This window comes from Niabella sp., from assembly GCF_030150205.1.
Lineage (GTDB): Bacteria > Bacteroidota > Bacteroidia > Chitinophagales > Chitinophagaceae > Niabella.
Genome location: NZ_JASLGT010000008.1, coordinates 406,051 through 430,117, shown reverse-complemented (window position 1 = coordinate 430,117; position 24,067 = coordinate 406,051). Strand labels below are relative to the sequence as shown.

Here is a 24,067-nt window from a genome sequence, read left to right as displayed (position 1 = left end):
ATTCCATACGTAATCTGCTGATGGCTGACGGCTGATATCTGAACGCCGTTTCAGGTTAGATCCGTTTAATACTCAATGCAAGATGTCAAATCCCCGATCCCGGACGAATCAACTGAAAGCTGACCGCTGACGACTGATAGCTGATGACTGTGTATTCGCGACCCCCTGTGTTTCTGTGGCAAAAACACTAATTTCGCATCGTGCATGATATAGAACCTTATTACAATTGGCAGCATATCTATTTAAGCGAGGAAGACGAGCGTTCTCCCTTCTACGGGGTAGAGCATTCCCAGTTTGAATATAAAGATGCTGTTTATAATTATTATATCCATCCTCAATGGGATTTTTTCGGAAGCCGTACTTTATACCTCAAAGTGTTGATGGCAGACTATGAAGAAGGATATGCCATTATCGAGCTGATAGGGGAATGGAATGATGCGGTGGAGAATGACATCATGACCCTTAAACGGGATGTGCTGGAAGTGTTTATGGCGGAAGGGATTTTTAAATTCATCCTGATTGCGGAGAATGTGCTGAATTTTCATAGCGGCGACCGGGATTATTACGAAGAACTGCATGAAGAGCTCAGCGATGCCGATGGGTGGATCGTGTGCCTGAATATGCCTTCCCAAACCCAGTATGATTTTAAACAGGCCAAACTGAACCAGTTCATCGAACTGATGGAGATCCATAACTGGAGAGTATATAAGCCCTATCATTTGTATAAAAAAATTAACGACCAGCTGGCTGCCCGGTTGACCTGATTGTTATGAAACAGATTCCCAATTTATTTACGCTGCTGAACCTGGTATTTGGCTGTTTGGCCATAAAAGCCATCCTGCAGCCGGAACCGCTTTTTTTTGATACCGGTGATAAAGGTCCCACCACTGGGATGATCGTCGGCAGCTTTTTTTTATTACTCGCCGCCATCGTCGATTTCCTGGACGGGTTTGTGGCCCGGTTATTTAAGGCCACTTCGGCCATGGGAGAGCAGCTGGACTCGCTGGCCGATGCCGTAAGTTTTGGTGTGGCGCCGGGTATGATCCTGTACCGGTTGCTGGAGATAGGATGGTCTGGTCATGCGGGTATGAACCAGTGGTGGCTGTTGCCCGCGCTTATTTTTCCCTGCGCGGCGGTTTGGCGCCTGGCCAAGTTTAACCTGGATAAAGAGCAACGCTACTATTTTAAAGGTATTCCGACACCGGCAGCCGGGCTAACCATTGCCTCATTTCCTGTAATTGCCTATTACGATACGCCGGCGGTAAATGACTTTGTGTTTAACCCGGTGGTGCTTTATGCCACTATCATCATCATCAGCGGACTGATGGTAAGCAACCTGCCCATTATCAGCCTGAAGTTTAAGGCCTATACCCTGAAAGCCAATACGGATAAATTACTACTGGTACTGATTGCCGTTTTATCGGCCGTCTTTTTTAAATGGATGGCGGTTCCGGTGGTATTTGTAGCCTATGTTATTGTATCTTTGATTTTTAAACCGAACCGGCAGGGTTGATTTTCATGTGGGGAGGTTCAGGATAAACAAATATTTTAAACAACATACAGCGCAACAAAGAAAGAGTATGAGTTATACAGTACAGGTGGTGATCATGCCGTTAAAAGAGTTATTAGATCCTCAGGGTAAAGCCGTTCTGGGCGGATTGGAAAATCTGGGCCTGGGTACCGTTACCGATGTTCGGGTAGGAAAAAACATCACCTTACAGGTAGATGCGGCCTCTAAAGAGGATGCGCAACGCATTGGCGAAGAAGCTGCTAAAAAACTGCTTGCCAATGCGGTAATGGAATATTTTGAGGTAACCGTACTATAACGGATCCGGAACAGGCACCTGGTGTTGAGGTCAGGAATCAAGGATTCAGTACTCCATACCCGTCATGCTGCCTGTTTTACATTTCTTATTTTATATTCCGCATTTTACATTTTTAAATGCTGTACCTCGTTCCCACACCCATTGGTAATTTAAAGGACATCACCTTCCGGGCGTTGGAAGTGCTGAAGGATGTGGATGTGATCCTTGCGGAAGATACCCGCAATACTTCCCATTTGCTGAACCATTACCAGGTCAGTAAGCCGCTTACGCCCTATCACCAGCATAATGAACATAAAATAACCGCCCACCTGGTCGATCAATTGATGGCCGGGCGAAAGATGGCCCTGGTTACCGATGCCGGAACTCCCGGTATTTCTGATCCGGCCTTTCTGCTGGTGCGGGCCTGTGTAAAAGCCGGTGTAAAAGTAGAGTCGCTGCCGGGTGCCACTGCATTTGTTCCTGCCCTGGTCAACAGCGGACTGCCCACCAACCGGTTTTGTTTTGAAGGGTTTCTTCCCCTGAAAAAAGGCCGGCATAGTTTGCTGGAAAGCCTGAAAACGGAAGAACGGACCATGATCTTTTATGAATCGCCCCTGCGCCTGGTAAAAACACTGAACGACCTGGCGGGGTATTTTGGCGCTGACCGGGAATGCAGTGTGAGCCGGGAGCTCACCAAATTATATGAAGAAACCCAGCGGGGAACCCTTACGGAAGTGGCCGCCTACTTTTCTCAAAAAACGGTAAAAGGGGAAATTGTAATCATAGTAAAGGGAATGGACGATAAATAACCAAACGCGCCATTTGCTTATTTTTGCTAACAACTGTTATTTTTAATCTTTTTATTTTAAACGCGAAGACGTTATATGAAACAAAAAACGATCCTGGTAAAAGGAATAGCCTTGTTGTTTCTTTTATCAGCTGGCCTTGGTCTGACTGCCCAGGTGAAACTGACCGACTCCATCCCGGTAGATGCAAAAGTAAAAATCGGGAAACTATCCAATGGCTTAACCTACTATATCCGGCAGAATAAAAAGCCCGAGCAAAAGGTGGAACTGCGGCTGGTGCTCAATGCCGGCTCCATCCTGGAAGCGGACAACCAGCAGGGACTGGCGCATATGGCCGAACATATGGCCTTTAACGGAACCCGTAATTTTAAAAAGAATGATATTGTAAGTTTTTTGCAAAGCATTGGGGTGGGGTTTGGAAATGACCTGAATGCCTATACCGCTTTTGATGAAACGGTGTATATGCTGCCCATTCCAACCGATAAACCCGGAAACCTTGAAAAGGGCTTCCAGATACTGGAAGACTGGGCGCACAATGTGACCTATAATACGGATGATATCAATGAGGAGCGGAATGTGATCCTGGAAGAGAGCCGGCTGGGCAAGGGTGCAGATGACCGGATGTTTCGCCAGATCTATCCCCGGCTGTTTGCTGGCAGCCGGTATGCAGACCGTCTGCCCATTGGCGTGGATTCCATTATCCGGAACTATAACCCGGACCTGATCCGTTCGTTTTATAAAGACTGGTATCGTCCAAACCTGATGGCCGTTGTAGTCGTTGGGGATGTAGATCCGGCCACAGCAGAGGCGATGGTTAAAAAACATTTCAGTGGCCTGGAAAATCCCACGGCTCCGCGTACAAGAACCTATGCCGATGTAAAGCCCTATACCGGCAATGACGGCATGGTGGTTACAGACAAAGAGGCCACCAATTATACCGTGGGTATTGCCTACAGCGCCTTTCCTTCTAAAGAAGCTCAAACGGTGGGTGAATACGAACAGGACCTTGTTAAAAATATTTTCTCCAGCATGCTCAACCAGCGTTTGCGGGATCTGACACAGCAGGCAAACCCTCCCTTCCTGTATGGCTATACCTATTTTGGAAGCTATGCCCGCAATTACGACCAGTTCAATGCGGGGGCCGGCGTAGCCACTGCCGCCGATGCAAAGAAAGGCCTGGAAACGATCGTGGAAGCGATCGAAAAAGCAAAGCGTTTTGGTTTTACGCAACCGGAACTGGACCGGGTAAAAAAGACGATCGAAGCAGGTATGGATAAGGCGTACAATGAACGGGAGAAAACCGAATCGTCCAATTATGTGGATGAATACATCCGTAACTTTCTTACCAATGAACCCATTCCTGGTATTGCCAAGGAACGGGAGTATACAAAGGAACTGTTGCCCCAGATCACATTAAAAGAAGTGAATGCGTTTGCGCAGTCGCTGCAGCAGCAATCCAATTATTTTGTTACACTTACCGGACCCACAGCCGCTGAACTACCGGTGGCCTCCGACCTGGTGACTGCAGCAGCCAATGTAATGGCAAGAACCGACCTCCGGGCCGATGAGGAAAAAGTGGTAGCAACGGAGCTATTACCCAGCCGGCCCAAACCAGGGAAGATCCTGAAAGAAACAACAGATACCAAACTGGGTACCAAAACCTGGGAGCTCAGCAACGGAACTACCGTAACCTTTAAGAAAACCGATTTTAAAGACGATGAGATCCGGATGGGAGCCCGCCGTTACGGAGGCATCAATGGCTATAGCGTGGCGGATAAATACAATGCCTGGTATGCATTAAGCGTGGCAGGTGCCATGGGCTATGGCAGCTTTTCGCCTACCGATCTGCAAAAAGCATTAGCGGGGAAAACCGCATCGGTACAAGCTTCACTGGGTGGAATTACGGACGAACTATCGGGTAGTTCGAGCGTGAAAGACCTGGAAACCATGCTGCAGATATTATATCTTAGAGCAACGGCACCCCGGGTGGATACGGCATTGTTCCGGTCTTTTATACAAAAGAGCAAAGCAAGTGTAGTGTATTCCCTTTCCGATCCGCAAACCGTTTTTGTAGACACACTGTTCAAAACGCTTTACAGGAACAATCCGCTGGCGCCTGTGGCTGTGCCACGTCCGGAGTATTTCGACCAGATCGATATGAGCCGGGCGCTTCAGATCTATAAAGAGCATTTTGGGGATGCCAGCGGTATGCAGTTTGCTTTTGTGGGCAGTATTGATGAGGCCGTGTTAAAACCACTGGTGGAGACCTATATCGGTGGCTTGCCGGCTACAAAACGGAAATTTGCCTACACAGACAATGGCGTACGCCCGGTAAAGGGAAAGGTAGATCTCACCGTATACAAAGGTGAAGCAGAAAAGAGCCTGATCCTTTCACTGGTGAGCGGAGACCTGGTATACAGTCCGGACCTGGCATTGAATATGCGTGCCGTAAGCGAGGTACTGAACATCCGGGTGATCGAGGAACTCCGGGAAAAGATACAGGGCATTTATGGTGGCGGAACATCGGTAAGCATCGAACGCCTGCCTTATGCGCATTATAACTTCTTTACACAGCTGCCTACAGGGCCGTCAAAAGTAGACACGCTGTTAAAGGCGATGAGCGCCGAAATAAAAAGTATTGAAACTAAGGGCCCTTCTAAAGAAAACCTGGATAAGGTAAAGCAGCAATGGCTGGAGCAGGACAAAGTGGCGATGAAGCAAAACGGTTCCTGGCTCGAATACCTGCTGGCAGCAAGACTGGAGAAAAAAGATCCGGATCGTTTTCTGAATACGGCCAAATACATCAATGCCTTAACGCCGGCATCGGTACAGGCAGCGGCAAAGAAGCTCTTTTCCAGCGGCAACGTGGTAACAGCGGTATTGCAACCAGAGAAGAAATAACGGACGGCACTTTTTTGAACCATACGTTTGTAAAGGAATGACAACAACGGTCATTCCTTTTTATTACCCGGCACATCTCCGCGTTCTGCCGTTCTCCGCGGTTAATCCATCTCGGGAATTTTCAGGAACCACAAGCAGAAGTGGTCGAACATATATTCTATCTCGTCTCCGCGCCCCCGCGCCTTCGCGGTTAATTTTACCGCCAGGTTTGCAAAGTATCCGCAAAGGTTATTTATGGGCATAATATGCCTTCTCGTAAAGCGCGAGCGCACCTCCGTGTTCTGCCGTTCTCTGCGGTTAATTATACCCCAATGTGCACAATTTACATTCCTCCTTACGGCTTGTACAAACGATTGCACGGATCGGTCGCGGCTGCACCGGGTTCTAATGAAATGCTGTCTGAGCCAGGGTTTGAGCGGTTCGGTAAGTTCAGACGGGGCACCGGTTTACCGTTTGCACAGGAAAAAACCTTCCTCCGGCTAATGCCAATTTTTCTAAATTAGCGCCTTTGGAGCTACCAATACTTGTTTATTAATTATGAAGAAGCAGATACTATCACTAACGGGAAGCTTGTTGCTCGCCGGGTTTGTATGGGGACAGTCCCTCCCCTCGGAATTGCAGACGCCGGAAGTTGTTTCGGTAAACCGGATGCCCATGCGGGCCAATGCCTTTGCCTTTGAAACAAAAGCCCTGGCAGAAAAAAGCGAAAAAGAACGGTCCGCGTATTTTATATCCCTGAACGGAAACTGGCGGTTCAACTGGGTACAGGATCCCAATAAACGTCCCAGGGATTTTTACAAAACAGATTTTGACGACAGCAAATGGAACCATTTTCCGGTGCCCGCCAACTGGGAAGTAAATGGCTACGGCCTGCCGATTTATGTCAACCATCCTTATGAGTTTACCGGAAGGGCCAAGACCGGCAGCCGCTTAAATCCCCCGTTCGATATACCGGAAGATAATAACCCTGTGGGCTCTTACCGTAAGAAAGTGACCATTCCCCAAAATTGGGATGGCCGCCAGGTATTTATTCACCTGGGCGCGGTGAAGTCGGCCTTTTTTATCTGGGTAAACGGACAAAAAGTAGGGTATAGTGAAGACAGTAAGCTCTCCGCTGAATTTGATATTACAAAATATGTAAAACCCGGCGAGAACCTGGTAGCACTGGAAGTATACCGCTGGAGTGATGGCAGCTACCTGGAATGCCAGGATATGTGGCGGATCTCGGGCATTGAACGGGAAGTATACCTCTACGCAACACCGCTGCTGGATCTGCGCGATTTTAAGATCGGTTCCACTCTGGAAAATAACTATAAAGACGGCGCTTTTACCTTCCAGGGAACAGTGAATAGTTATAAAACAGACACACATACCCTCCATTCAAAAAGAGATACCGCAACCGTAGAGCTGGAGCTGGTGGATGGTAATGGTAAACCCGTGTTTAAGGAAACCCTGCCGGCATTCTCCGTACTGGGACGTTATAAAACGGATCTGTCTTTTAAAACAACCATACCCGCTGTAAAAGCCTGGAGCGCAGAAACCCCTGCTTTATATACCCTCTTTATAACACTAAAGAATAAAAACGGTGAAACACTGGAAGTGGTACCCGTTCGCGTAGGGTTCCGTACCATCGAAATCAAAGGGCGCGATTTCCTGGTAAACGGTAAGCGGGTATTCTTTAAAGGTGTGAACCGGCATGAGCACAATGCGCGCACCGGTCATACACTTACAAGGGCCGATATGCGGAAGGATATGGAGATGATGAAAAAGCTGAACGTAAACGCGGTACGGCATTCGCATTATCCGCCCGATCCTTACTGGCTGGAGCTTTGCGATGAATACGGGTTGTACGTGATCGATGAGGCGAATATTGAATCGCACGGACGCTACTACGACCTGGAATATACATTTGCGAACGACAAGCAGTGGCGCATGCCGCACCTGGCACGGATCCAGCGGATGTATGAGCGCGATAAAAATCACCCTTCCATCATTACCTGGTCATTGGGCAATGAGGCCGGTAACGGGATCAATATGTATGAAGGGTACGATTGGCTGAAAAAGCAGGACAGTCGCCCCGTACAATATGAGCGGGCAGAATATGATTACAATACCGATGTGATCTGCCCGCAGTATCCGTCACCCAACGGCGTAGCCTGGCAGAAGAATTCCAAAGACGGACGGCCCTATATTATGAGCGAGTATGGGCATATCATGGGTAACAGTCTTGGTAACTTTAAAGAGTACTGGGATGCCATCGAATCTACCTCCGGTACCCAGGGTGGTTATATCTGGGAATGGATCGACCAGGGCATCGATACGGTAAAGAACGGGAAACGCATCCTGGCTTATGGGGGCGATTTCCCGCTGAGCGGTCCGGTTGATGAAAATTTCAGCGATAATGATTTTTGTGTAAAAGGGGTGGTAACGGCGTATCGCAACCTGACGCCCATGGCCATTGAGATCAAAAAGGTACATCAGAATATCAAAACCGTATATAAGGGGAATAACGAGATCGAAGTAACCAATGGGTATTTCTTTAAAGATCTTTCCAACGTGCAGCTGGATTGGGAAATTACGGAAGACGGAGCCGTAGTAGGTAAGGGTACAATTGCCGGGCTGAATATAGCCCCCCAATCAAAGGCACAGCTGGTATTACCGGTAAAATTAAAACCCAAAGAGGGAAAAGAATATTTGCTCAATGTATACTACCGGCTGAAAAAGGAAGAACCGTTCCTCGAGAAAAACTATGAAGTGGCGGCCGAACAATTTGCCTATAACGGAACAGCGGTACCTTATAACTACCAGGGAACTTCTGCGGCCGTTACGGCAACAAAAGACGGCAGTCAGCTGGTGTTAAAGGGTAATGGCTTTACTGCAGCATTTAACCTGGAGAAAGGAACCCTGGAAGAATATTCTTTAAAAGGCACTCGTGTGATCGCAAAAGGTCCCCGTCCGGCATTTTACCGTGCACCTACGGATAATGATATTGGTGCCGGGTTGAACCGGTCGCTCCGCAACTGGCGGAATGTGTATGAATCCGCAACCGGCATCCAGGCGAAGACGGAGCAGGTAAGCAGGAATGAATACCGGGTTTCATTCACTGCGGCCCTCTTAGACGGAAAGGCAGCTACCGAACAGGTATTCACCGTATATGGGGATGGAAACATCCTGGTGAAAAATAATTACACACTAAATGCAGGCGATTATAAAACGGTGATGCGGATTGGGAACGACCTGGAACTGGAAAAAGAATTTTCAAAGATCCGGTGGTATGGCCGCGGACCCTGGGAGAACTATTGGGACCGCCATACCGCCAGCAATATCGGTACCTACAGTCAAACCATCGATCAGCAGTATTTCGCCTATGCCCGTCCGCAGGAGAGCGGTAACAAAACCGATGTCCGCTGGATCAGCATGCTCAATGCTAAAGGACTTGGTGTGCGGTTTGAGCTGGCAGACAGTGTGCTTTCGGCATCGGCATTGCCCTACAGCCTGGAGCAGCTGGATCCGGCACCGGTGAAAAAGCAATTCCATTCCGGGGAACTGGAGCCTGCCGGCAAGATCTTCATGCATATGGATCTGAAACAGCTGGGGCTGCAGGGAATCGACAGCTGGGGCTCGATGCCCTTGAAGCAATACTGGATCACTCCCGGTACCTATACGTACAGTTACTGGATACGCCCTGTTCGTTAAAAAGGGCGGTGGCTGTGCAAACGGTTGCTCTTTAAAAACCGGTACAGATCCTTTTTGATCTCTGTGATTCGGACTATCTTAGGCTGCTGGTTGCTAGATCTTACAGATTGCAACGGCACCCGGACGGCTATTGAAAGCGGCCGGAATCCAAAAAAAGAATGTGCCGGCCTATAACGAAGCGGCATCATTAAAACCCGTTCGACTCCGCGGCAGCGGGGCGGGCATAAAAATAACATACGGATGAAACGTAAAGACTTTGTAAAAAGCGCCGGCCTGGCCATGGCTTCGGTTGCAATTCTGCCATCAGAAGTGGCGTTTAAACCTACGGCGGCTACCAAACTGAAAGTGGCGATCGTTGGTGTGGGCGCCCGTGGTATCTGGCACCTGGATCTTTTATTAAAACGCGATGATGTGGAAGTGGTGGGCGTTTGCGATATCGATCCGCGGTGTATTGAAGCCGCTAAGGAAAAATTTTCCAAAGCAGGGAAAAAGGCGCCGGTATATTATTCGAACGGTCCGGAAGACTGGAAAAATATGTATGCAAAAAAAGGCATCGAAGCGGTAGTGATCGCAACGCCCTGGGAACTGCATAAACCCATGATCATTGGCGCCCTGGAGTCCGGTATCAAATATGTGGGTACGGAAGTGATCCTGGGTATCTCCTTGCAGGACCATTGGGATGTGGTACGTGCGGCCGAACGGTATAACGGGCATGTAATGATGCTGGAGAATGTATGCTATCGCCGGGATGTGCTGGCGGTGCTGAATATGGTACGCCAGAATGTGTTTGGAGAGCTGGTGCACCTGCAGGGCGGATACCAGCATGATCTGCGCGGGGTGAAATTCAACGATGGTAAAACGCCTTACGGAAAGGGTGTAGAATTCGGCCATACCGACGGATACTCAGAATCCCGCTGGCGTACGGATCATTCCGTGTGGCGCAATGGCGATCTTTATCCTACCCATGGTGTTGGACCTGTGGCGCAGTACATCAATATCAACCGGGGCAACCGTTTTGTATCCTTAAATGCGTTTTCTACAAAATCCCGCGGTCTGCACAATTATATCGTGGATGTGGGCGGCCCTACGCATAAGAATGCCAAAGTGAACTTTAAACTGGGCGATATTGTAACCACACAGATCAGCTGTGTGAATGGTGAAACGGTGATCCTGCAGCATGATACCAATTTGCCGCGCCCGTATTCACTGGGCTTTAGGGTACAGGGCACCAAGGGCCTGTGGATGGATGTAAACAGCGGTATCTATGTAGAAGGTGTATCCAAACCCCACACCTGGGATAAGGCGCAGGAGTGGCTGGATAAATACGATCACCCGTTGTGGAAAAAATACGGCAAGGATGCAGAAGGCGCCGGTCATGGTGGCATGGACTTCTTTGTGATGCATTCATTCATCGAATCGGCAAAACGGAAAGAACCTACGCAGATGGACGTGTATGATGCGGCTACCTGGAGCGCTATTACGCCGTTGAGCGAACAATCAATCGCACTGGGGCATCAGACCGTGGAGTTCCCTGATTTTACCGGGGGCGACTGGATGTACCGCAAGCCGGTATTTGCGCTCAATGATGATTATTAATACGTAAACTGTTCATTTTAAAAAATGCCCGCCGTTATTGGCGGGTATTTTTTTTATGGCTTCGAGGCTTCCGCCTGCCACTGAAGACCTTTAACAAAAGACGGTAGCTGTGTGTCCATATGATCTAAGGCAGAATAGATGTCGATCTTTTTTGTGATGCCTGATGGAAGTAACAAGGGAAGTTGGCGGCAAAGGCTATCCTGTTTTTCCAGGCCACCAAAGGTGATGTAAACATTAAGACTGTCGTGCTGTACCGGAACCGCTTTTTTAAGTTCATTCGGCAGGAAGTAGTTGTTGTAATGTAAGGAAGGGCTTGCTGCAATATAATTCCTGAACCGGTATTGTTTGCCGGCCAGTCGCTGCTGCAACGCATAGCAGGTAAAATAGCCACCCAATGAGTGGCCCATCAATGTTTGTTGCAGCGTATCCGTTCTGAATCGTTTGTCAATGGCAGGAGCCAGCTCCGTGTTGATGAAGTTCAGGAATTGAGGAGCGCCTCCGCTTACCGGCATCTCATATTCAGGAATCGCCGTGGGAAATGTATAATCCCTGTTCCGGAGCGAGTCCATTGTTTGAAAATCTTTGTAGCCGATGCCTGCGAGGATCACCGGAGGTGCAAGTCCCACTGCTGTATAGTTGTTGAGTACGGTGGCCATGATATCAAAATAGAGATTGGCATCCAGCAGATAAACTACCGGGAAATGTTTGCTGCTGTCTGCTAAATAATCGGCAGGAAGATTTACATAGATGGTAAAGGAGTCCTTCACATTTTTTGAATAAAAATGCAGGGTATCTCTGGCTGAAAGGGATTTTTTAATATCCGGAGCGATGCCCCCCGGGGCATTACAGGCTATTACAAATAATACCAGGGCAAGTAAAATCGTGTATCTCATACATGTGCATATTTAGGTTTTAGAATAGCAGGAGTGTATGAAGTTAACAAAGATGTCAGCTCTGTATGCATGCGTAATGCCGTTCACGGATCATTTATAAACATTTTAACAAGGTGCTGCAAAAAGCAAAGGAACGCCATAGACGCTCCCCGGTTAATGTAGAATAATTATTGAGCATTAGCATGGTGTTGCATGAGCTGATTTCCGGTTGCCCAGGTAAAGCACCAGTGCCAAAATGCCAAAGGTGGTTTCGATGGTGAGCCAGTTGCTGCCAAAGCTGCCTAGTGCTCCGTTTGCCCAGATGGTAACCAGTCTTGATAAGGCATAGAGCAGCCAGAACAGCGTCAGGAAAAGCAGCGCATGGGCCAGGTTCCGGCGCATTACATAAAGCAGTACAGCGATGATGGAAAAGCCCACGCCCCCGTACACGCCCCTGATGGAGCTTAAGGCATCGGTATTGTTCAGCGTTACATGCACCAGGTCCATCACCGATTGGGGATTGTACCAGGCCAGGGCCGCAACCCATGCAAGACTTAACGCGGAGATACAAACAAATCCATAACCGGCATAACTGAATATTTTTTTCATCTTGTTGTTGTTTAGGATGCAAAAATATCCAGGCCTTTTTTGGAAACTATTGACATTTGTCAATGGTTTTGTGCAGACGGGATAAGATGCTGTTCCGGTTCGCCAAGGTTCAAAGCTGCATTAAGTTTAAGTTTCTCTTTGTGTTTTTTGGTGTCTTTCAGTCTTAGCGGTTCTTATTTCACGCAACAGCGCAAGGGAGCAAAGACTGCCGGGGCGGTTCGCCAGAAAGACGAGGTGGTTCTTGTGTCTCCACGTCCCAGAAGTTCTCCCCGTCTCCTTGAACCAGGAATGTGCTTTCCTACCTTCCCCCAGGCGGACAATAGATTTTTAAATAATTGGTATAAAGTACGGAAAGATGCTCGCGGGTGCCGTCGCCTTCAGCAATGGAATGCGTACGGTTGGGATAGCTCATCAGCTGGAACTGTTTGCCCTGCCGGATCAGCTCATTGATGAGCAACTCTGCATTCTGGTAGTGCACATTATCATCGCCGGTGCCATGAATATAGAGCAGGTTGCCCCGGAGGTTTTTGGCATACGTGATAGGAGAGCCTTTTACAAAATCTTCATTGCTGGTTACAGGTACACCCATATAGCGTTCCTGGTAGATATTGTCATAAAGGAGCTGGTTGGTAACGGCCGCAATAGCGATGCCGGTCTTATAGATCTCCGGGTACTGGAACAGCAGGTTGAGGGTAGAGGAGCCGCCACCGCTCCATCCCCATACGGCTACCCGGCTGGTGTCGATAAAATTCCATTTTAAAATTTCTTTGGCGCCCATGGCCTGGTCGCGGATATTGATGCGGCCGATATTCCGGTAAATAGCTTTACGCCACTGGCTTCCTTTAGGAGCCGGAGCACCCCGGTTTTCCAGGGAGATGTATACATAACCGTCCCGGGCCATATTACCATTGTAAAGAAAATTCTTTCCGGCTCCGAAATTGTCCAGCACGGTTTGAGATGCCGGCTCTCCGTATACGTAGAAAACGACCGGGTATTTTTTTGCTGGATCAAAGGGTACGGGTTTTACCATCCACCCATCCAGCTCAATACCATCGGCGGTTTTAACCTTAAAAAATTCAGCTTTGGGATCGCCGGAACTCAAGGCCATCAGGCTCCTGGCTTGGGCCAGCTCCCGGTGGCCCGGAAGGCTTACAATAGATCCGTTGGCCAGTTCGGAAGCGCTGCTGTGGTTCAGGATCGCTATTTTCCCATTGGGTGAAATGGTGTACTTATTGGTGCCGCTCAGGTTTTGAGGCGTTACCCGGGTTGCTTTTCCATTGCTGATACCAACCTTATACAGGTAGTTTTGCGTGGCGTTATCCGGAGACGCCGAAAAATAGATGGTCTGTGTAGGAGCATCATAAAGGTAGAACTGGATTATGTCATAATCACCCTTGGTAATAAGGGTTTCTTTCCCGGTAAGATCCAGCTTGTAGATCTGGCGCCAGCCGTTCTTTTCAGAAAGCCAAAGGAATTCGCCTTTATCATTGATCCAGTCCCAGCCACCGGGATCATTATCGTTCCACCGGCTTTTAATATCGATCCAGGCGGCATCGGTTTCCTGGTAGATTTGTTTCGACTGTGCAGTAGCGGCATCCACCAGGAAAATACGGCTATCATTCTGCCGGCGGTTCAATTGCTGCAGGATGATCGATTGTCCTTTGGGCGCCCATTCCATACGGGGTATATAATGTTGTACGGGATCGCCTTCAACGGTGGCCGGTCTTGTTTTACCGCTGGCTACGTCATAGAACCAGATTGTACAGGAGCTGGGATCCTGGCCAACCTTTGGATATTCTACCGGGATGGTGAACGGATAGAGCGAATCGGTATTGTTGATCATGAGGAAATTCCGGATGCGGCGGGCATCCAGTTTCCAATAGGCCATGCGGGTGCCATCGGGCGACCAGCGGAATCCGTCCTGGCAACCAAACTCTTCTTCATAAGCCCAGTCAAAGGTTCCGTTTATCAGCCGGTCCGTTCCATCTGTTGTTACCGGCGTTTGTTGCTGATCCGCCAGGTTTTCTATGTAGATATTGTGTTGTGAAACATACGCCACTTTTTTACCATCCGGTGAAAATTTGGCAAACATCAGGGAGGACTCCGGGTGTCCTTTTCCCAGCCGGGTCAGTTTTTTGGCGCTGCGGTCAAATACCCAGTAATCGCCCCGGGTATTTTCGCGCCATACGCGTCGGGTATTGGCAAATAACAGGATCTGGTTGCCATCGGGCGAAATGGTGAAGCTTTGCACGGTGAGTGCTTTGGAGGCTCCTGCGGGCGTAAGCTCCTGTTCCGTCATGAACACCTGGTTATTTGCTGGCTGCACCGGATCGATGGCCGCAATGCCTTTTTCCGAAAAGCTGTAAAAACGCTGGCCATCCGGTGTCCATTGAAGTTTTTGGGCAATGGCCGTGCCTGCCGAAAAAACAAGAATACCCAGTATTAAAAAGGTGCTTCTGAAAGAAAAATTCATGCGTTATTATTTGAGGCCTAAATTAACAGGCTTTTTCTATACCGCCATAAAAAATCAGTAAAGCCGTGGCCCGGCAGCATGGCCCTTCTTTTTTTACCGCAGAGAGCGGAGCGCCGATGTGGTTTCAACATCTACCGGCGGCTCCTCGTATCCGGGCATCTCGCGGTTCATAGGGAACCGCAGCGGGCAAGGAACGGCGGGAATAGCGCCACATAACTCCCGGCGAAGCTCCATGCCCTCCCGTTCTCCGCGGTTTATAATATTACTCCTTCTCCTGCCATTTCCTTATTTTATCGCCGGCCATTTTCACAATTTTCGGAGTGAATTTGCCAACCACATCTACCAATGCCCGCTGACTTTTCATCACCACCTCAATGTCTTTATAGGCAAAGGGCGCTTCATCCAGACCGGCACTGATCAGCTTTACGCCATGTTTAGACAGTTCCTTTTTCAGATCGGCATCCGTAATGCTCTGCAAGGCCCGGCTGCGGCTCATTTTACGGCCGGCACCATGCGATGCGGAGTTGATGGCAGCGGTTTCACCACGGCCTTTTACAATAAAGCCCGCAGCGGTCATGCTGCCCGGAATAATACCCAACACATCTTTCCCGGCAGGTGTGGCCCCTTTCCGGTGTACGATCACTTCTTCACCATCGAGCTGTTCCTTCCAGGCGAAGTTGTGATGGTTCTCCACCATTTTTAGCGGTTTACGCCCCAGCTGTTTGGCAATTTTTGCATGAATGATGTGGTGACAGGCAGACGCATAGTCCCCTGCCAGGTTCATCGCCAGCCAGTATTCTTGTCCTTCCTGCTCATTCAGATCCAGCCAGGCCAGGTTTTTCGCATCCTGCGGCAGCCGTCTTTTGCTGATGGCGATCTTTGTATAATGATTGGCAATGGCCGCTCCCAGCGCGCGGGAGCCGGAGTGCGATAATAATCCCAGGTAGGGCCCCGGAGGTATTTGTAGGATGGCATCCGCTTCATCAATTTCCACAATACCAAATTCAACAAAATGATTACCGCTGCCGCTGCTGCCCAATTGTTTCCAGGCACGGCCGTGCAGCTCCTTTAAGAAAGACAATTGCTGAAATGCTTCGTGGTCCATTACCGCGTGGTCCTCGGCTCTTGTAAACTGGGCACCGCTTCCAAATAAGGTAGCTTCATTCAACTCCCGTACAAAATAATGTTCGCGGTTGGTCAGCTCCTTTGGATCGATATCGAAAAGGCTCAGGCACATCCGGCAGCCAATGTCTACCCCTACACCATAGGGGATCACCGCGTTCCGGGTGGCCAGTACGCCACCAATCGGTAACCCGTAACCATAATGGGCGTCGGGCATCAGGGCGCCGGCAATGGAAACCGGTAGTTTTGCTGCCGTGTACATCTGGGCAAGGGCGCCTTCTTCAATATGTTCCCGTCCGAAAATATTAAAGGCGATCCCGGACTGGTTCAGGGATACGTCGATGCCATCGGTTTCTTTGGGCGGTGGCGGTACCAATTGCTGTGCTACCGCCGCCAGCACCGGATCGGACAAAAAGCCGGAAGGCCCCTGTAACACCGCTTTTAAAAGGTCCAGCGCCTGCTCTTTGGATTCATATTTATAATGCTTTTGCACCAGGTTCATAGCAATGCTGATGACCGGACCTTCGGGATACCCCAGTTGTCTTAATTCTTTTCCGGTTAATTTTAATTTACTCATTAGAGTGTTTTTTAATAATAAAAGGTTGTTGTATGCTCAAAAACAAAATTGAAACATTGCTGTGCAGTGTATTTGCACAGTCAGAAAAAATAATATAAAAAATGAAAAATTGCGATATACAGAACGCTCCGGGCGGGAGTATGGCAAAAAAAACAGACGATATGTAGTTATTGAGCACGCATAGCAGGAGTTAATACCGCCGGAGAAAAAAAGTAACCCGCCTGTTTATCCCTTAAAGAAAACAGTGCCGTGAAGTTTATTAGGTTTCAGATAAATATACTGCCGTTCTGCGTCGATAATGAGGTTGAACCGTTTTAGCAGATCGGCGCCCATAAAACTCATTTGCTGGGTGCCCAGTTTTCCTTCGAAGAAACCGACCGGTACATGGTTAAAACGGAAGCGGCCGATAGTTAATTGCGGAACAGTGGCTTTCTGCACTTTTACAATATTGCCAAAGGCGTCCTTTAATGCGTTTGTTTCGGTTACTTTAAGCAGGCTGTTAAAATGATTTTTTACTACAAAAGCATCGTCCAGCAACAGGTCGCCGGAATAGCCGGTATGCAGGAGGTATTGGTTCAAATAGGTGTTGCGGCCAACATGCATTGCGGCTTCTATAAACAGCATTCCGTGTTTGTGGATCAGTTTAAATTTTTGATAGCCTTTTACGGGGACATGATCGCTTACGGTGATTTGTCGTTTATCAAAGTTGATAAACAGCGCCTTTTTATTAAAAAGGTGCGGCCCGAATTTGCCGTCTGTACCCGTTCCCGAGTATTGATCTTCCCATACCGGAAGCTGCTCCCAGGTACGATCTCCGATCTGGAGGGTGTTGTTGCTGCTAAAGCGGGAGGTATTGCCTGTGCCGCCCCAGCTGGAAACACTGTCGGTCGTTTCAAACCGAACGGAACGGATCTTTTGGGTAGTGGCTGTGGTTAAGGTTACGGCATCTGCTGCAAAATGAAACATCAGGCGCAGGCTGTCGGTTCCGTTTAACCGGACGGGAACAGACAAATTGTTCTGGGCGGTTAATTCAAAGGGAAAACAGAGGTCTTTTTCCTGTGCTGCGGTTGCAAACCGGGTTAGCAGCGCGGTTGCAAATAGTAGGGTTTTGATCAGATGGATCTTCATAACTTCGGGCGTAAAGATATAAAAAACCGGTCTTGTTTGTAAGCTCACACCGGAGCGGTAATACTGCGATCAAACGCGGGTAGATTTTTTGCGGTATAAATCGGGATTAGCGCTTAACTTTAGGAACGATAAAAACACAGGGAACAAGTACAATATGAAACAGGGAATCGGGGCATTCCTGTTATGGTTGGTGGCCGCATTGATGCCCGGCTGCGCACAGCTGAGGGTAGCTACTTACAACTATAATGAGGCCGCTGGAAAATACTATACGATCAGGGGATTTCGCATGTATACAGAAACCTACGGCGAGGGGCCGCCTTTGTTGATGATTCATGGGAATGGGGGCGATATGAGTGCGTTTGCGAATAATATTCCCTATTTTTCAAAGAAATACAAAGTAATCCTGGCCGACAGCCGGGCGCATGGGCGCTCCCTGGATCCCACAGATTCGCTCAGCTTTGAAATGATGGCGGATGATTACAGCGCCTTATTGTCTGCCATGCATATTCCTTACGCCTATGTACTGGGCTGGAGCGACGGAGGCATTATTGCCCTGGAACTGGCGATGCGTCACCCGGATAAAGTGATCAAGCTGGCCAGTACCGGCGCCAATCTTTGGGCCGACTCCATTGGCTTGCGGCCCGATGTATGGCGGGATGGAGTAAGGGACTATAATGCCTGGCAAAAACGGCTGCCGCTGACTACAGAAAAAGAGAAGAACGATTATAAAGTGTTTATGCTGGATTATGAACAACCCAATATTGCATTAGAGGAACTGCGAAAGATCCAGTGCCCCGCGCTGATCATCGGCGGGGATAATGATCTTATTCCCGTGGCGCACACCACGCAGATTGCCGCCAATATCCGGAGAGGAGAGCTCTGGATCGTACCCAACTCCGGGCATGCGACCCTGATCGATCATAGTGCGGCCTTTAACAAACGGGTAGAAGCCTTTTTCCGGAAACCGTACCGGCACCGGCGGCATCAGCACTAGATCAGTATTTTTTCGTACTTGAGTTTATAATCCACCGGGGTCATACCCGTGATCCGTTTAAATACATCCCGGAAGGCTTTTACATCATTATAACCCACATGGTACATGGCCTCCTGTATGGTTCTGCGACCCTGTTCCAGCAGTTTTTTTGCGGCTTCGATCTTTACACGCTGGATATATTCTACAACCGTATTGGTGGTTGCTTTTTTAAAACGCCGTTCAAATGTGCGGCGCCCCATCGCAAAACGTTCGCAAAGCACATCCACCGGCAGGCGCTCTTCAAAGTTCTGTTCGATGTATTCCTGTGCCTCCCGGATGGCGTCGTCACCATGATCGCGCATACCTGAAAAAATAATAAAAGGCGATTGACTGCTGCGCTGGATATCAATCTGGAAATATTTAGAGCAGTAAATGGCTACTTCACGGCCTGCATGTTTTTCAATAAGGTACAATACCAGGTTGGAAGCAGAAAAGGCACCGCTGCTGGTATACACGCCGTTTTCATCGGTAAGGATCTTATCGGCAACCAGGTTCACTTCCGGAAAGAGCCGGGCAAAATCATTACTGGCCTTCCAGTGGGTAACGCAGCTTTTATTGTTCAGCAAACCGGTACCTGCCAGTAAAAAAGCCCCCATGCAAAGGCTGGCAATTTCAGCACCTCCCCGGTATTGTTCCACCAGCCAGGGAATAATGCCCCGGTTTTCCTGCACATACCGGCTGATGGGCTCCTGTAAGGCCGGTACCAGGATGAGATCTGCATGATCGATTTCGCTTACCAGGAGCTGGGCCTGTACCTCGTAAAGTCCGTTGTTTAACTGTACCCTGGGCTCTGCCGCCGCAAGTTGTACCTGAAACAAGGGCAGACGGCCGTTTGCAATAAGGTATTGATTGGCTTCTTCAAAACCCTGTCTTGGATTTTCAATACTGGAAAGATTAGCGCCCTTTAGTAGCAGGATGACCACTTTTTTCATTTCATATTTTTTAGCCTTGCAAAGATATAACAGAAGAATGTCGTAATCAACCCCAGGTATTGTCGTATTTGCATATCTGTAAATGTGCAGGTCTGTTGTAGGTTTGTATGGAAAAGGAAGCACTAAAAAACGGATATATATGAACCGGATTTTTGTCTTTAACTGGATTTCCGTAGACGGTATCTTTTCAGGTCCGGGAGGAGAAACCAATTGGTTTACCCCGGATGCCGAATTGGAAAAGGCCAACCGGCTGGAACTAGGACGGGCCAGTACCGTATTATTTGGACGCGTTACCTTTAAAATGATGGAGGCTTTTTGGCCTACACCGGGCGCTGCCACGCAATTTCCTGATGTTGCCAAATATATGAACGAGGCGGAGAAACATACGTTTTCAACAACCGTTACAAGCAGCAACTGGCAGCACAGTTTTTTTCATAAAAACCTTAACCGGGATACGATTAATGCCATAAAGGAAAACGCTAAGGAGGATGTTGTAATTTTTGGCAGCGGGTCGGTCGGCATGGCGCTGCAAAGGTTACAACTGATTGATGAATATGTATTGTTACTGGATCCGCAGTTGTTGGGCAGGGGGAAACCCTTTTTTAAAGAAGTGGATCCTACGGTGCTACAACTGCTGGAGGTAAGGGCTTTTCCATCGGGAATCGTCCGGCTGCATTATAAAACAGTTCGATAACATTTGTTAACTCCAGGCGATGAAACGGATCGAGATTTTTAAAACCAATGTTTTTGATAAAGCCACAGCAAGGGTGCTGGTCAAAAATCTGAAGCGGATCTACCCCCGGTCAAAAATCAATTTTGACCTGGAAGATTGTGATAAGATCCTGCGGATCGAGTCCCGGCAGCCAATTGATATAAGACAGGTGCATTTTTCATTAAAAATAAAGGGGTATCGTGCCGATATTTTAAATTAACAACGGCGCCCCGCTCCATTCTTTAAACGATTTTTTATGCAGACAATGACAAACGATACCACAGCATTGCTCCGGGATTTTACAGCAGCAGCCGATGATTTTACAAATCTCCTGGAATCGTTTGCTCCGGAGGTATTTAACCAGGCGCCGTTTGAAGGTAGCTGGTCGCCGGCACAGGTGGGTGATCATGTGTTGAAATTTTTGAGCGGCACAAAGAGTGCATTATCCGTTCCAAAAGCAATACCTGGACGTGCTCCGGATGCTCATGAACCCCTGCTGCGGGAAATATTTTTAAACTTTGAATGGAAAGCAAAAGCGCCGGCATCGGTGGTGCCTTCAGATGAGCAAATCGACAAAGCGCAATTGTTACATGCATTAAAAGAGATCCGTGAAACGCTCAGTGTCCGGATCGGTGAAGAAGACCTGCTGATGCTTTGCGCGGGCGTATCGTTCCCAACCATTGGCGACCTTACGGGACAGGAGTGGGTATTGTTCGCCGATTATCATTTGCGGCGGCATACCCATCAACTTCAACAGATGCAACCGTATTTTAACCCGCAATAATCAGTCGCTATGGCAAAAGGTACATTGAGGATCTGTGACAAAGGGCATCGCTATTATAAGAGCAGTGATTGCCCTACCTGCCCCGTATGCGAGCAGGAACGGAAGCCGCAGAGTGGTTTTCTTTCCCGGCTGGGAGCTCCGGCACGCAGGGCATTGGAACATGCCGGCATTGGCAATGTTGAGGCGCTGGCACAACATACGGAAAAACAAATCCTGAGCCTGCATGGTATGGGCCCTGCTTCTATGCCGGTTCTAAAGGCGGCACTGGAAGCATCCGGGTTGAAATTTAAAGATTGATCAAATAAAACAGCATGGATACCCCATCAACAATGATATGCGTGGAAGTTACCGTGCATAAGCCGGTGGCGCTGGTTTGGCAGGCCTGGACAAGCCCGGAAGCGATTGCAGCCTGGAATATTCCTTTTGACCACTGGTGGGTTCCAAAGGTGGAAACGGAGCTGAGGGAAGGCGGAGCATTTTGCTACCGTATGGAAGCGAAAGACGGTAACGAAGGATTTGATCATAAAGGAATTTACGACCAGGTGACACCGCATAAACAGATCGCCTATACCTTAACGGATGGCCGGAAGGCGGTGATCCGTTTTGTTGAGCATGGCGATACCACTGCGGTGGTGGAACAGTTTGAACCGGAAGCAAACCTGGCCGAAGCAGTACAGCATGATTTTTGTGCGTCCGTTTTAAACAGGTTTAAAGCATATACAGAAAATATAAAAATTCCGGAATGATTGGAACAAAGTTTACAACAGTAGATGCGTATATCGATGCATTCTCCGGCATACAGAAAAAAAAGCTGGAAGAGATGCGAAAGATCGTAAAGCAGTCGGCTCCCAAAAATGCCGTGGAGGTCATCAGTTACAATATGCCGGCAATTAAAACAAGTGAGGTATTGGTCTATTATGCCGCGTATGAAAACCATATCGGTTTTTATCCCACCGGATCGCCGATTACAGTGTTTGCAGACCAGCTAAAAGAATACAAAACCTCAAAGGGAACGGTGCAGTTTCCTTTGGATGCCACACTGCCCAAAAAACTGATCGGGGATATGACCGCGTACCGGGTAACAACAGCAGCAGAAAAGGCGCAAATAAAAAAAACGGAAGGCAGCAAAAAGAAAACGGTAACAAAAAAATAACTCCTTACTAAAACGAAAAAATCATGATTCAGTTAATTTACCCTTGTGTTTGGTTTGATGCAAACGGCAAAGAGGCGGCCGGGTTTTATGCCGGTATTTTTCCGGATACCCGGATCAGTGCAGATTCCGGCATGGTGGTAACGATTGAGTGCAGTGGTCAGAAACTGATGCTGCTGAACGGAGGCCCGGTATTTACGCCCAATCCTTCTGTTTCATTTCTGATTGCAAACGAAGATGAAAAGGAAACGGAGCGGTTGTACAATGAATTGATAAAGGGGGGCTTTGCCCTGATGCCATTGAACGCCTATCCCTTTAGTAAAAAATATGGCTGGGTGCAGGACAAATACGGTGTATCCTGGCAGCTGTATACGGGAGAGCGGGGAAACACCACACAATATTTTACGCCTACACTGATGTTTATCAATAAACAAAACGGACGCGCGAAAGAAGCCATCGGTTTTTACACGGAATTGTTCCCCGGTTCAAAAACGGAAGGTATTATGGAATACCCCGAAGGGGGAGGAGATACCGCCGGTAATGTGCAACATGCCCAGTTTCATATCAGCGGTTACACGCTTGCCGCTATGGACAGTTCGCTGGCGCATCCGTTTAATTTTAATGAAGGCATTTCCCTGGTGGTGGAATGCGATACACAGGAAGACATTGACCGCTACTGGAATGCATTGATTGCCGATGGTGGCGCAGAAAGTCAATGTGGCTGGTTAAAAGATAAATTCGGTCTGAGCTGGCAAATCATTCCTGCCCAATTAGGCCGGTTGATGGCTGCCGGAAACCAGGAGGCATCCGGGCGCATGATGCAGGCCCTGATGAAAATGAAAAAGCTGGATATCGCTGCCCTGGAAGCCGCTTACAACGGTGCGCAAGGATAGCGGGTCGCAGCATCATAAACACTTCAAAAAATAGTTTTATGGAAATCTATTCTTATAAACAGCAAATTGAGGCACCTGCACAGGAAGTGTGGGAAGTGCTCTGGAATACCGATACCTACAGGCAATGGACCGCAGCTTTTGCGGCGGGGTCTACGATGGAATCCGATTGGAAGGTACAGGGGCGTACCCGTTTCCTGGACGGCAAAGGGAATGGAATGATCAGTACCATCCGCAGCATACGGGCACCGGAGGAATTGGTTTTCGAACATCTTGGTTCCATCGAAAACGGAGTGGAAGATACCACCAGCGACGCGGTAAAAGAATGGGCCGGCGCCCTGGAGCAGTATCACCTCAGGGAAGTGGATGGTATCACAACGCTTGAAGTGCAGGTAGATACCGACCCGAAATATAAAGAAATGATGGACAACGGATTTACCAAAGGGCTTGAAACGGTAAAAGCACTGGCCGAAAAATAACGGCCCCCACATCTTACTCATCAACATCTCACTTATCTAAAAAAATAAAAATAAAATGGCAAAATTAAATCCTTACTTAAATTTTGATGGCAACGCCGAAGATGCATTCAATTTCTACAAATCCGTTTTTGGCGGAGAATTCGTAGGAGGGGTAATGCGGATCGGGGATGCACCGGGCTCAGAAAACCTGTCGGAAGAAGATAAAAAGCGGGTGATGCACGTGGCGCTTCCGGTGGGCGGCGATCTGCTGATGGCATCCGATATCGTTCCTTCGATGGGGCACAAGTTAACGGTGGGCAACAATAATTATATCTCTATCTTTCCCGAAAGCCGGGAGGAAGCCGACCGTTTGTTTAATGCTTTATCCCAGGGCGGGAAAATAGAAATGCCGATGGCCGACCAATTCTGGGGCGACTATTTCGGTAGCTTCCAGGATCAGTTTGGCATTGGTTGGATGATCAATTATTCATCCCGTCAGGAAAGTAACGAATCATAAGGAACC

At 48.4% G+C, this 24,067-nt stretch carries 23 protein-coding genes; 17 read left to right on the top strand and 6 right to left on the bottom strand.

The genetic code is table 11. The annotated features are described in order from the left end of the window. The first annotated feature begins 200 nt into the window (after positions 1-200). The 7 genes from Q1V85_RS06500 (at position 201) to Q1V85_RS06470 (ending at position 10,804) form a co-directional block, all read left to right on the top strand. The gene (locus Q1V85_RS06500) at positions 201-764 is read left to right on the top strand and encodes a hypothetical protein (protein WP_300598481.1); all 564 of its coding nucleotides are present in this window, start codon (positions 201-203) and stop codon (positions 762-764) included. Between the two features lie 5 nt (positions 765-769). Next, positions 770-1,513, top strand: coding sequence for a CDP-alcohol phosphatidyltransferase family protein (locus Q1V85_RS06495; protein ID WP_300598480.1), 744 nt, complete (start codon positions 770-772; stop codon positions 1,511-1,513). Between the two features lie 67 nt (positions 1,514-1,580). Then, a complete protein-coding gene (gene purS / locus Q1V85_RS06490) occupies positions 1,581-1,826 on the top strand; it encodes a phosphoribosylformylglycinamidine synthase subunit PurS (RefSeq protein ID WP_300598479.1) in 246 nt (81 codons plus the stop codon). Between the two features lie 116 nt (positions 1,827-1,942). Continuing rightward, complete coding sequence (gene rsmI / locus Q1V85_RS06485; protein ID WP_300598478.1) at positions 1,943-2,614, top strand: 16S rRNA (cytidine(1402)-2'-O)-methyltransferase; 672 nt, start codon at positions 1,943-1,945, stop codon at positions 2,612-2,614. Positions 2,615-2,689: 75 nt separating this feature from the next. After that, a complete protein-coding gene (locus Q1V85_RS06480) occupies positions 2,690-5,512 on the top strand; it encodes a M16 family metallopeptidase (protein WP_300598477.1) in 2,823 nt (940 codons plus the stop codon). A 537-nt stretch (positions 5,513-6,049) separates the two neighbouring features. Then, positions 6,050-9,208, top strand: a complete 3,159-nt coding sequence (locus tag Q1V85_RS06475; protein WP_300598476.1) for a glycoside hydrolase family 2 TIM barrel-domain containing protein — start codon at positions 6,050-6,052, stop codon at positions 9,206-9,208. A gap of 240 nt (positions 9,209-9,448) precedes the next feature. After that, the gene (locus Q1V85_RS06470) at positions 9,449-10,804 is read left to right on the top strand and encodes a Gfo/Idh/MocA family oxidoreductase (RefSeq protein ID WP_300598475.1); all 1,356 of its coding nucleotides are present in this window, start codon (positions 9,449-9,451) and stop codon (positions 10,802-10,804) included. A 53-nt stretch (positions 10,805-10,857) separates the two neighbouring features. Here the strand turns inward: Q1V85_RS06470 and Q1V85_RS06465 are convergent, their stop codons facing one another. The 5 genes from Q1V85_RS06465 to Q1V85_RS06445 form a co-directional block, all read right to left on the bottom strand. Next, a complete protein-coding gene (locus Q1V85_RS06465; RefSeq protein WP_300598474.1) occupies positions 10,858-11,697 on the bottom strand; it encodes an alpha/beta hydrolase-fold protein in 840 nt (279 codons plus the stop codon). A gap of 177 nt (positions 11,698-11,874) precedes the next feature. Continuing rightward, a complete protein-coding gene (locus Q1V85_RS06460; RefSeq protein WP_300598473.1) occupies positions 11,875-12,285 on the bottom strand; it encodes a DUF4345 domain-containing protein in 411 nt (136 codons plus the stop codon). Positions 12,286-12,583: 298 nt separating this feature from the next. Then, positions 12,584-14,758 (bottom strand): DPP IV N-terminal domain-containing protein, encoded by a 2,175-nt coding sequence (locus tag Q1V85_RS06455; RefSeq protein WP_300598471.1) that lies wholly within the window; start codon positions 14,756-14,758, stop codon positions 12,584-12,586. A gap of 262 nt (positions 14,759-15,020) precedes the next feature. After that, entirely contained in the window at positions 15,021-16,457 is a 1,437-nt protein-coding gene (locus Q1V85_RS06450; protein WP_300598470.1) for an RtcB family protein, read from the bottom strand. A 225-nt stretch (positions 16,458-16,682) separates the two neighbouring features. Then, positions 16,683-17,585 carry a hypothetical protein gene (locus Q1V85_RS06445; RefSeq protein ID WP_300598469.1) on the bottom strand — a complete coding sequence of 301 codons (903 nt, stop codon included), beginning with the start codon at positions 17,583-17,585 and terminating at the stop codon, positions 16,683-16,685. A gap of 154 nt (positions 17,586-17,739) precedes the next feature. Here Q1V85_RS06445 and Q1V85_RS06440 point away from each other — a divergent pair, with 154 nt between their 5' ends. Then, positions 17,740-18,579: an alpha/beta hydrolase gene (locus Q1V85_RS06440; RefSeq protein WP_300598468.1), complete on the top strand. Its 840-nt coding sequence runs from the start codon at positions 17,740-17,742 to the stop codon at positions 18,577-18,579. Here the strand turns inward: Q1V85_RS06440 and Q1V85_RS06435 are convergent. Then, entirely contained in the window at positions 18,576-19,550 is a 975-nt protein-coding gene (locus Q1V85_RS06435) for a helix-turn-helix domain-containing protein (protein ID WP_300598467.1), read from the bottom strand. The two genes, Q1V85_RS06440 and Q1V85_RS06435, sit on opposite strands and share 4 nt — an antisense overlap. A gap of 139 nt (positions 19,551-19,689) precedes the next feature. Here Q1V85_RS06435 and Q1V85_RS06430 point away from each other — a divergent pair, with 139 nt between their 5' ends. The 9 genes from Q1V85_RS06430 to Q1V85_RS06390 are packed head-to-tail and all read left to right on the top strand — an operon-like array spanning position 19,690 to position 24,061. Beyond that, the gene (locus tag Q1V85_RS06430; RefSeq protein WP_300598466.1) at positions 19,690-20,244 is read left to right on the top strand and encodes a dihydrofolate reductase family protein; all 555 of its coding nucleotides are present in this window, start codon (positions 19,690-19,692) and stop codon (positions 20,242-20,244) included. A gap of 19 nt (positions 20,245-20,263) precedes the next feature. Further along, positions 20,264-20,482, top strand: a complete 219-nt coding sequence (locus Q1V85_RS06425; protein ID WP_300598465.1) for a hypothetical protein — start codon at positions 20,264-20,266, stop codon at positions 20,480-20,482. A gap of 36 nt (positions 20,483-20,518) precedes the next feature. Beyond that, on the top strand, positions 20,519-21,046 hold the full coding sequence (locus Q1V85_RS06420; RefSeq protein ID WP_300598464.1) for a DinB family protein: 528 nt from the start codon (positions 20,519-20,521) through the stop codon (positions 21,044-21,046). Positions 21,047-21,055: 9 nt separating this feature from the next. After that, positions 21,056-21,343, top strand: a complete 288-nt coding sequence (locus Q1V85_RS06415) for an RNA polymerase alpha subunit C-terminal domain-containing protein (protein ID WP_300598463.1) — start codon at positions 21,056-21,058, stop codon at positions 21,341-21,343. A gap of 14 nt (positions 21,344-21,357) precedes the next feature. Continuing rightward, positions 21,358-21,792: an SRPBCC domain-containing protein gene (locus tag Q1V85_RS06410; protein WP_300598462.1), complete on the top strand. Its 435-nt coding sequence runs from the start codon at positions 21,358-21,360 to the stop codon at positions 21,790-21,792. Then, on the top strand, positions 21,789-22,199 hold the full coding sequence (locus Q1V85_RS06405) for a DUF1801 domain-containing protein (RefSeq protein WP_300598461.1): 411 nt from the start codon (positions 21,789-21,791) through the stop codon (positions 22,197-22,199). The genes Q1V85_RS06410 and Q1V85_RS06405 overlap by 4 nt, the downstream gene beginning before the upstream one ends. A gap of 23 nt (positions 22,200-22,222) precedes the next feature. Continuing rightward, complete coding sequence (locus Q1V85_RS06400; RefSeq protein ID WP_300598460.1) at positions 22,223-23,089, top strand: VOC family protein; 867 nt, start codon at positions 22,223-22,225, stop codon at positions 23,087-23,089. Positions 23,090-23,127: 38 nt separating this feature from the next. Next, on the top strand, positions 23,128-23,565 hold the full coding sequence (locus tag Q1V85_RS06395) for an SRPBCC domain-containing protein (protein ID WP_300598459.1): 438 nt from the start codon (positions 23,128-23,130) through the stop codon (positions 23,563-23,565). A gap of 55 nt (positions 23,566-23,620) precedes the next feature. Beyond that, on the top strand, positions 23,621-24,061 hold the full coding sequence (locus Q1V85_RS06390) for a VOC family protein (RefSeq protein WP_300598458.1): 441 nt from the start codon (positions 23,621-23,623) through the stop codon (positions 24,059-24,061). Positions 24,062-24,067 lie beyond the last annotated feature (6 nt).

Bases quoted from the DNA above. Each gene is read 5' to 3' on its own strand.
- Q1V85_RS06495 (WP_300598480.1), top strand. From the start codon at position 770: ATGAAACAGATTCCCAATTTATTTACGCTGCTGAACCTGGTATTTGGC.
- purS (WP_300598479.1), top strand. From the start codon at position 1,581: ATGAGTTATACAGTACAGGTGGTGATCATGCCGTTAAAAGAGTTATTA.
- rsmI (WP_300598478.1), top strand. From the start codon at position 1,943: ATGCTGTACCTCGTTCCCACACCCATTGGTAATTTAAAGGACATCACC.
- Q1V85_RS06480 (WP_300598477.1), top strand. From the start codon at position 2,690: ATGAAACAAAAAACGATCCTGGTAAAAGGAATAGCCTTGTTGTTTCTT.
- Q1V85_RS06475 (WP_300598476.1), top strand. From the start codon at position 6,050: ATGAAGAAGCAGATACTATCACTAACGGGAAGCTTGTTGCTCGCCGGG.
- Q1V85_RS06470 (WP_300598475.1), top strand. From the start codon at position 9,449: ATGAAACGTAAAGACTTTGTAAAAAGCGCCGGCCTGGCCATGGCTTCG.
- Q1V85_RS06465 (WP_300598474.1), bottom strand. From the start codon at position 11,697: ATGAGATACACGATTTTACTTGCCCTGGTATTATTTGTAATAGCCTGT.
- Q1V85_RS06460 (WP_300598473.1), bottom strand. From the start codon at position 12,285: ATGAAAAAAATATTCAGTTATGCCGGTTATGGATTTGTTTGTATCTCC.
- Q1V85_RS06455 (WP_300598471.1), bottom strand. From the start codon at position 14,758: ATGAATTTTTCTTTCAGAAGCACCTTTTTAATACTGGGTATTCTTGTT.
- Q1V85_RS06450 (WP_300598470.1), bottom strand. From the start codon at position 16,457: ATGAGTAAATTAAAATTAACCGGAAAAGAATTAAGACAACTGGGGTAT.
- Q1V85_RS06445 (WP_300598469.1), bottom strand. From the start codon at position 17,585: ATGAAGATCCATCTGATCAAAACCCTACTATTTGCAACCGCGCTGCTA.
- Q1V85_RS06440 (WP_300598468.1), top strand. From the start codon at position 17,740: ATGAAACAGGGAATCGGGGCATTCCTGTTATGGTTGGTGGCCGCATTG.
- Q1V85_RS06435 (WP_300598467.1), bottom strand. From the start codon at position 19,550: ATGAAAAAAGTGGTCATCCTGCTACTAAAGGGCGCTAATCTTTCCAGT.
- Q1V85_RS06430 (WP_300598466.1), top strand. From the start codon at position 19,690: ATGAACCGGATTTTTGTCTTTAACTGGATTTCCGTAGACGGTATCTTT.
- Q1V85_RS06425 (WP_300598465.1), top strand. From the start codon at position 20,264: ATGAAACGGATCGAGATTTTTAAAACCAATGTTTTTGATAAAGCCACA.
- Q1V85_RS06420 (WP_300598464.1), top strand. From the start codon at position 20,519: ATGCAGACAATGACAAACGATACCACAGCATTGCTCCGGGATTTTACA.
- Q1V85_RS06415 (WP_300598463.1), top strand. From the start codon at position 21,056: ATGGCAAAAGGTACATTGAGGATCTGTGACAAAGGGCATCGCTATTAT.
- Q1V85_RS06410 (WP_300598462.1), top strand. From the start codon at position 21,358: ATGGATACCCCATCAACAATGATATGCGTGGAAGTTACCGTGCATAAG.
- Q1V85_RS06405 (WP_300598461.1), top strand. From the start codon at position 21,789: ATGATTGGAACAAAGTTTACAACAGTAGATGCGTATATCGATGCATTC.
- Q1V85_RS06400 (WP_300598460.1), top strand. From the start codon at position 22,223: ATGATTCAGTTAATTTACCCTTGTGTTTGGTTTGATGCAAACGGCAAA.
- Q1V85_RS06395 (WP_300598459.1), top strand. From the start codon at position 23,128: ATGGAAATCTATTCTTATAAACAGCAAATTGAGGCACCTGCACAGGAA.
- Q1V85_RS06390 (WP_300598458.1), top strand. From the start codon at position 23,621: ATGGCAAAATTAAATCCTTACTTAAATTTTGATGGCAACGCCGAAGAT.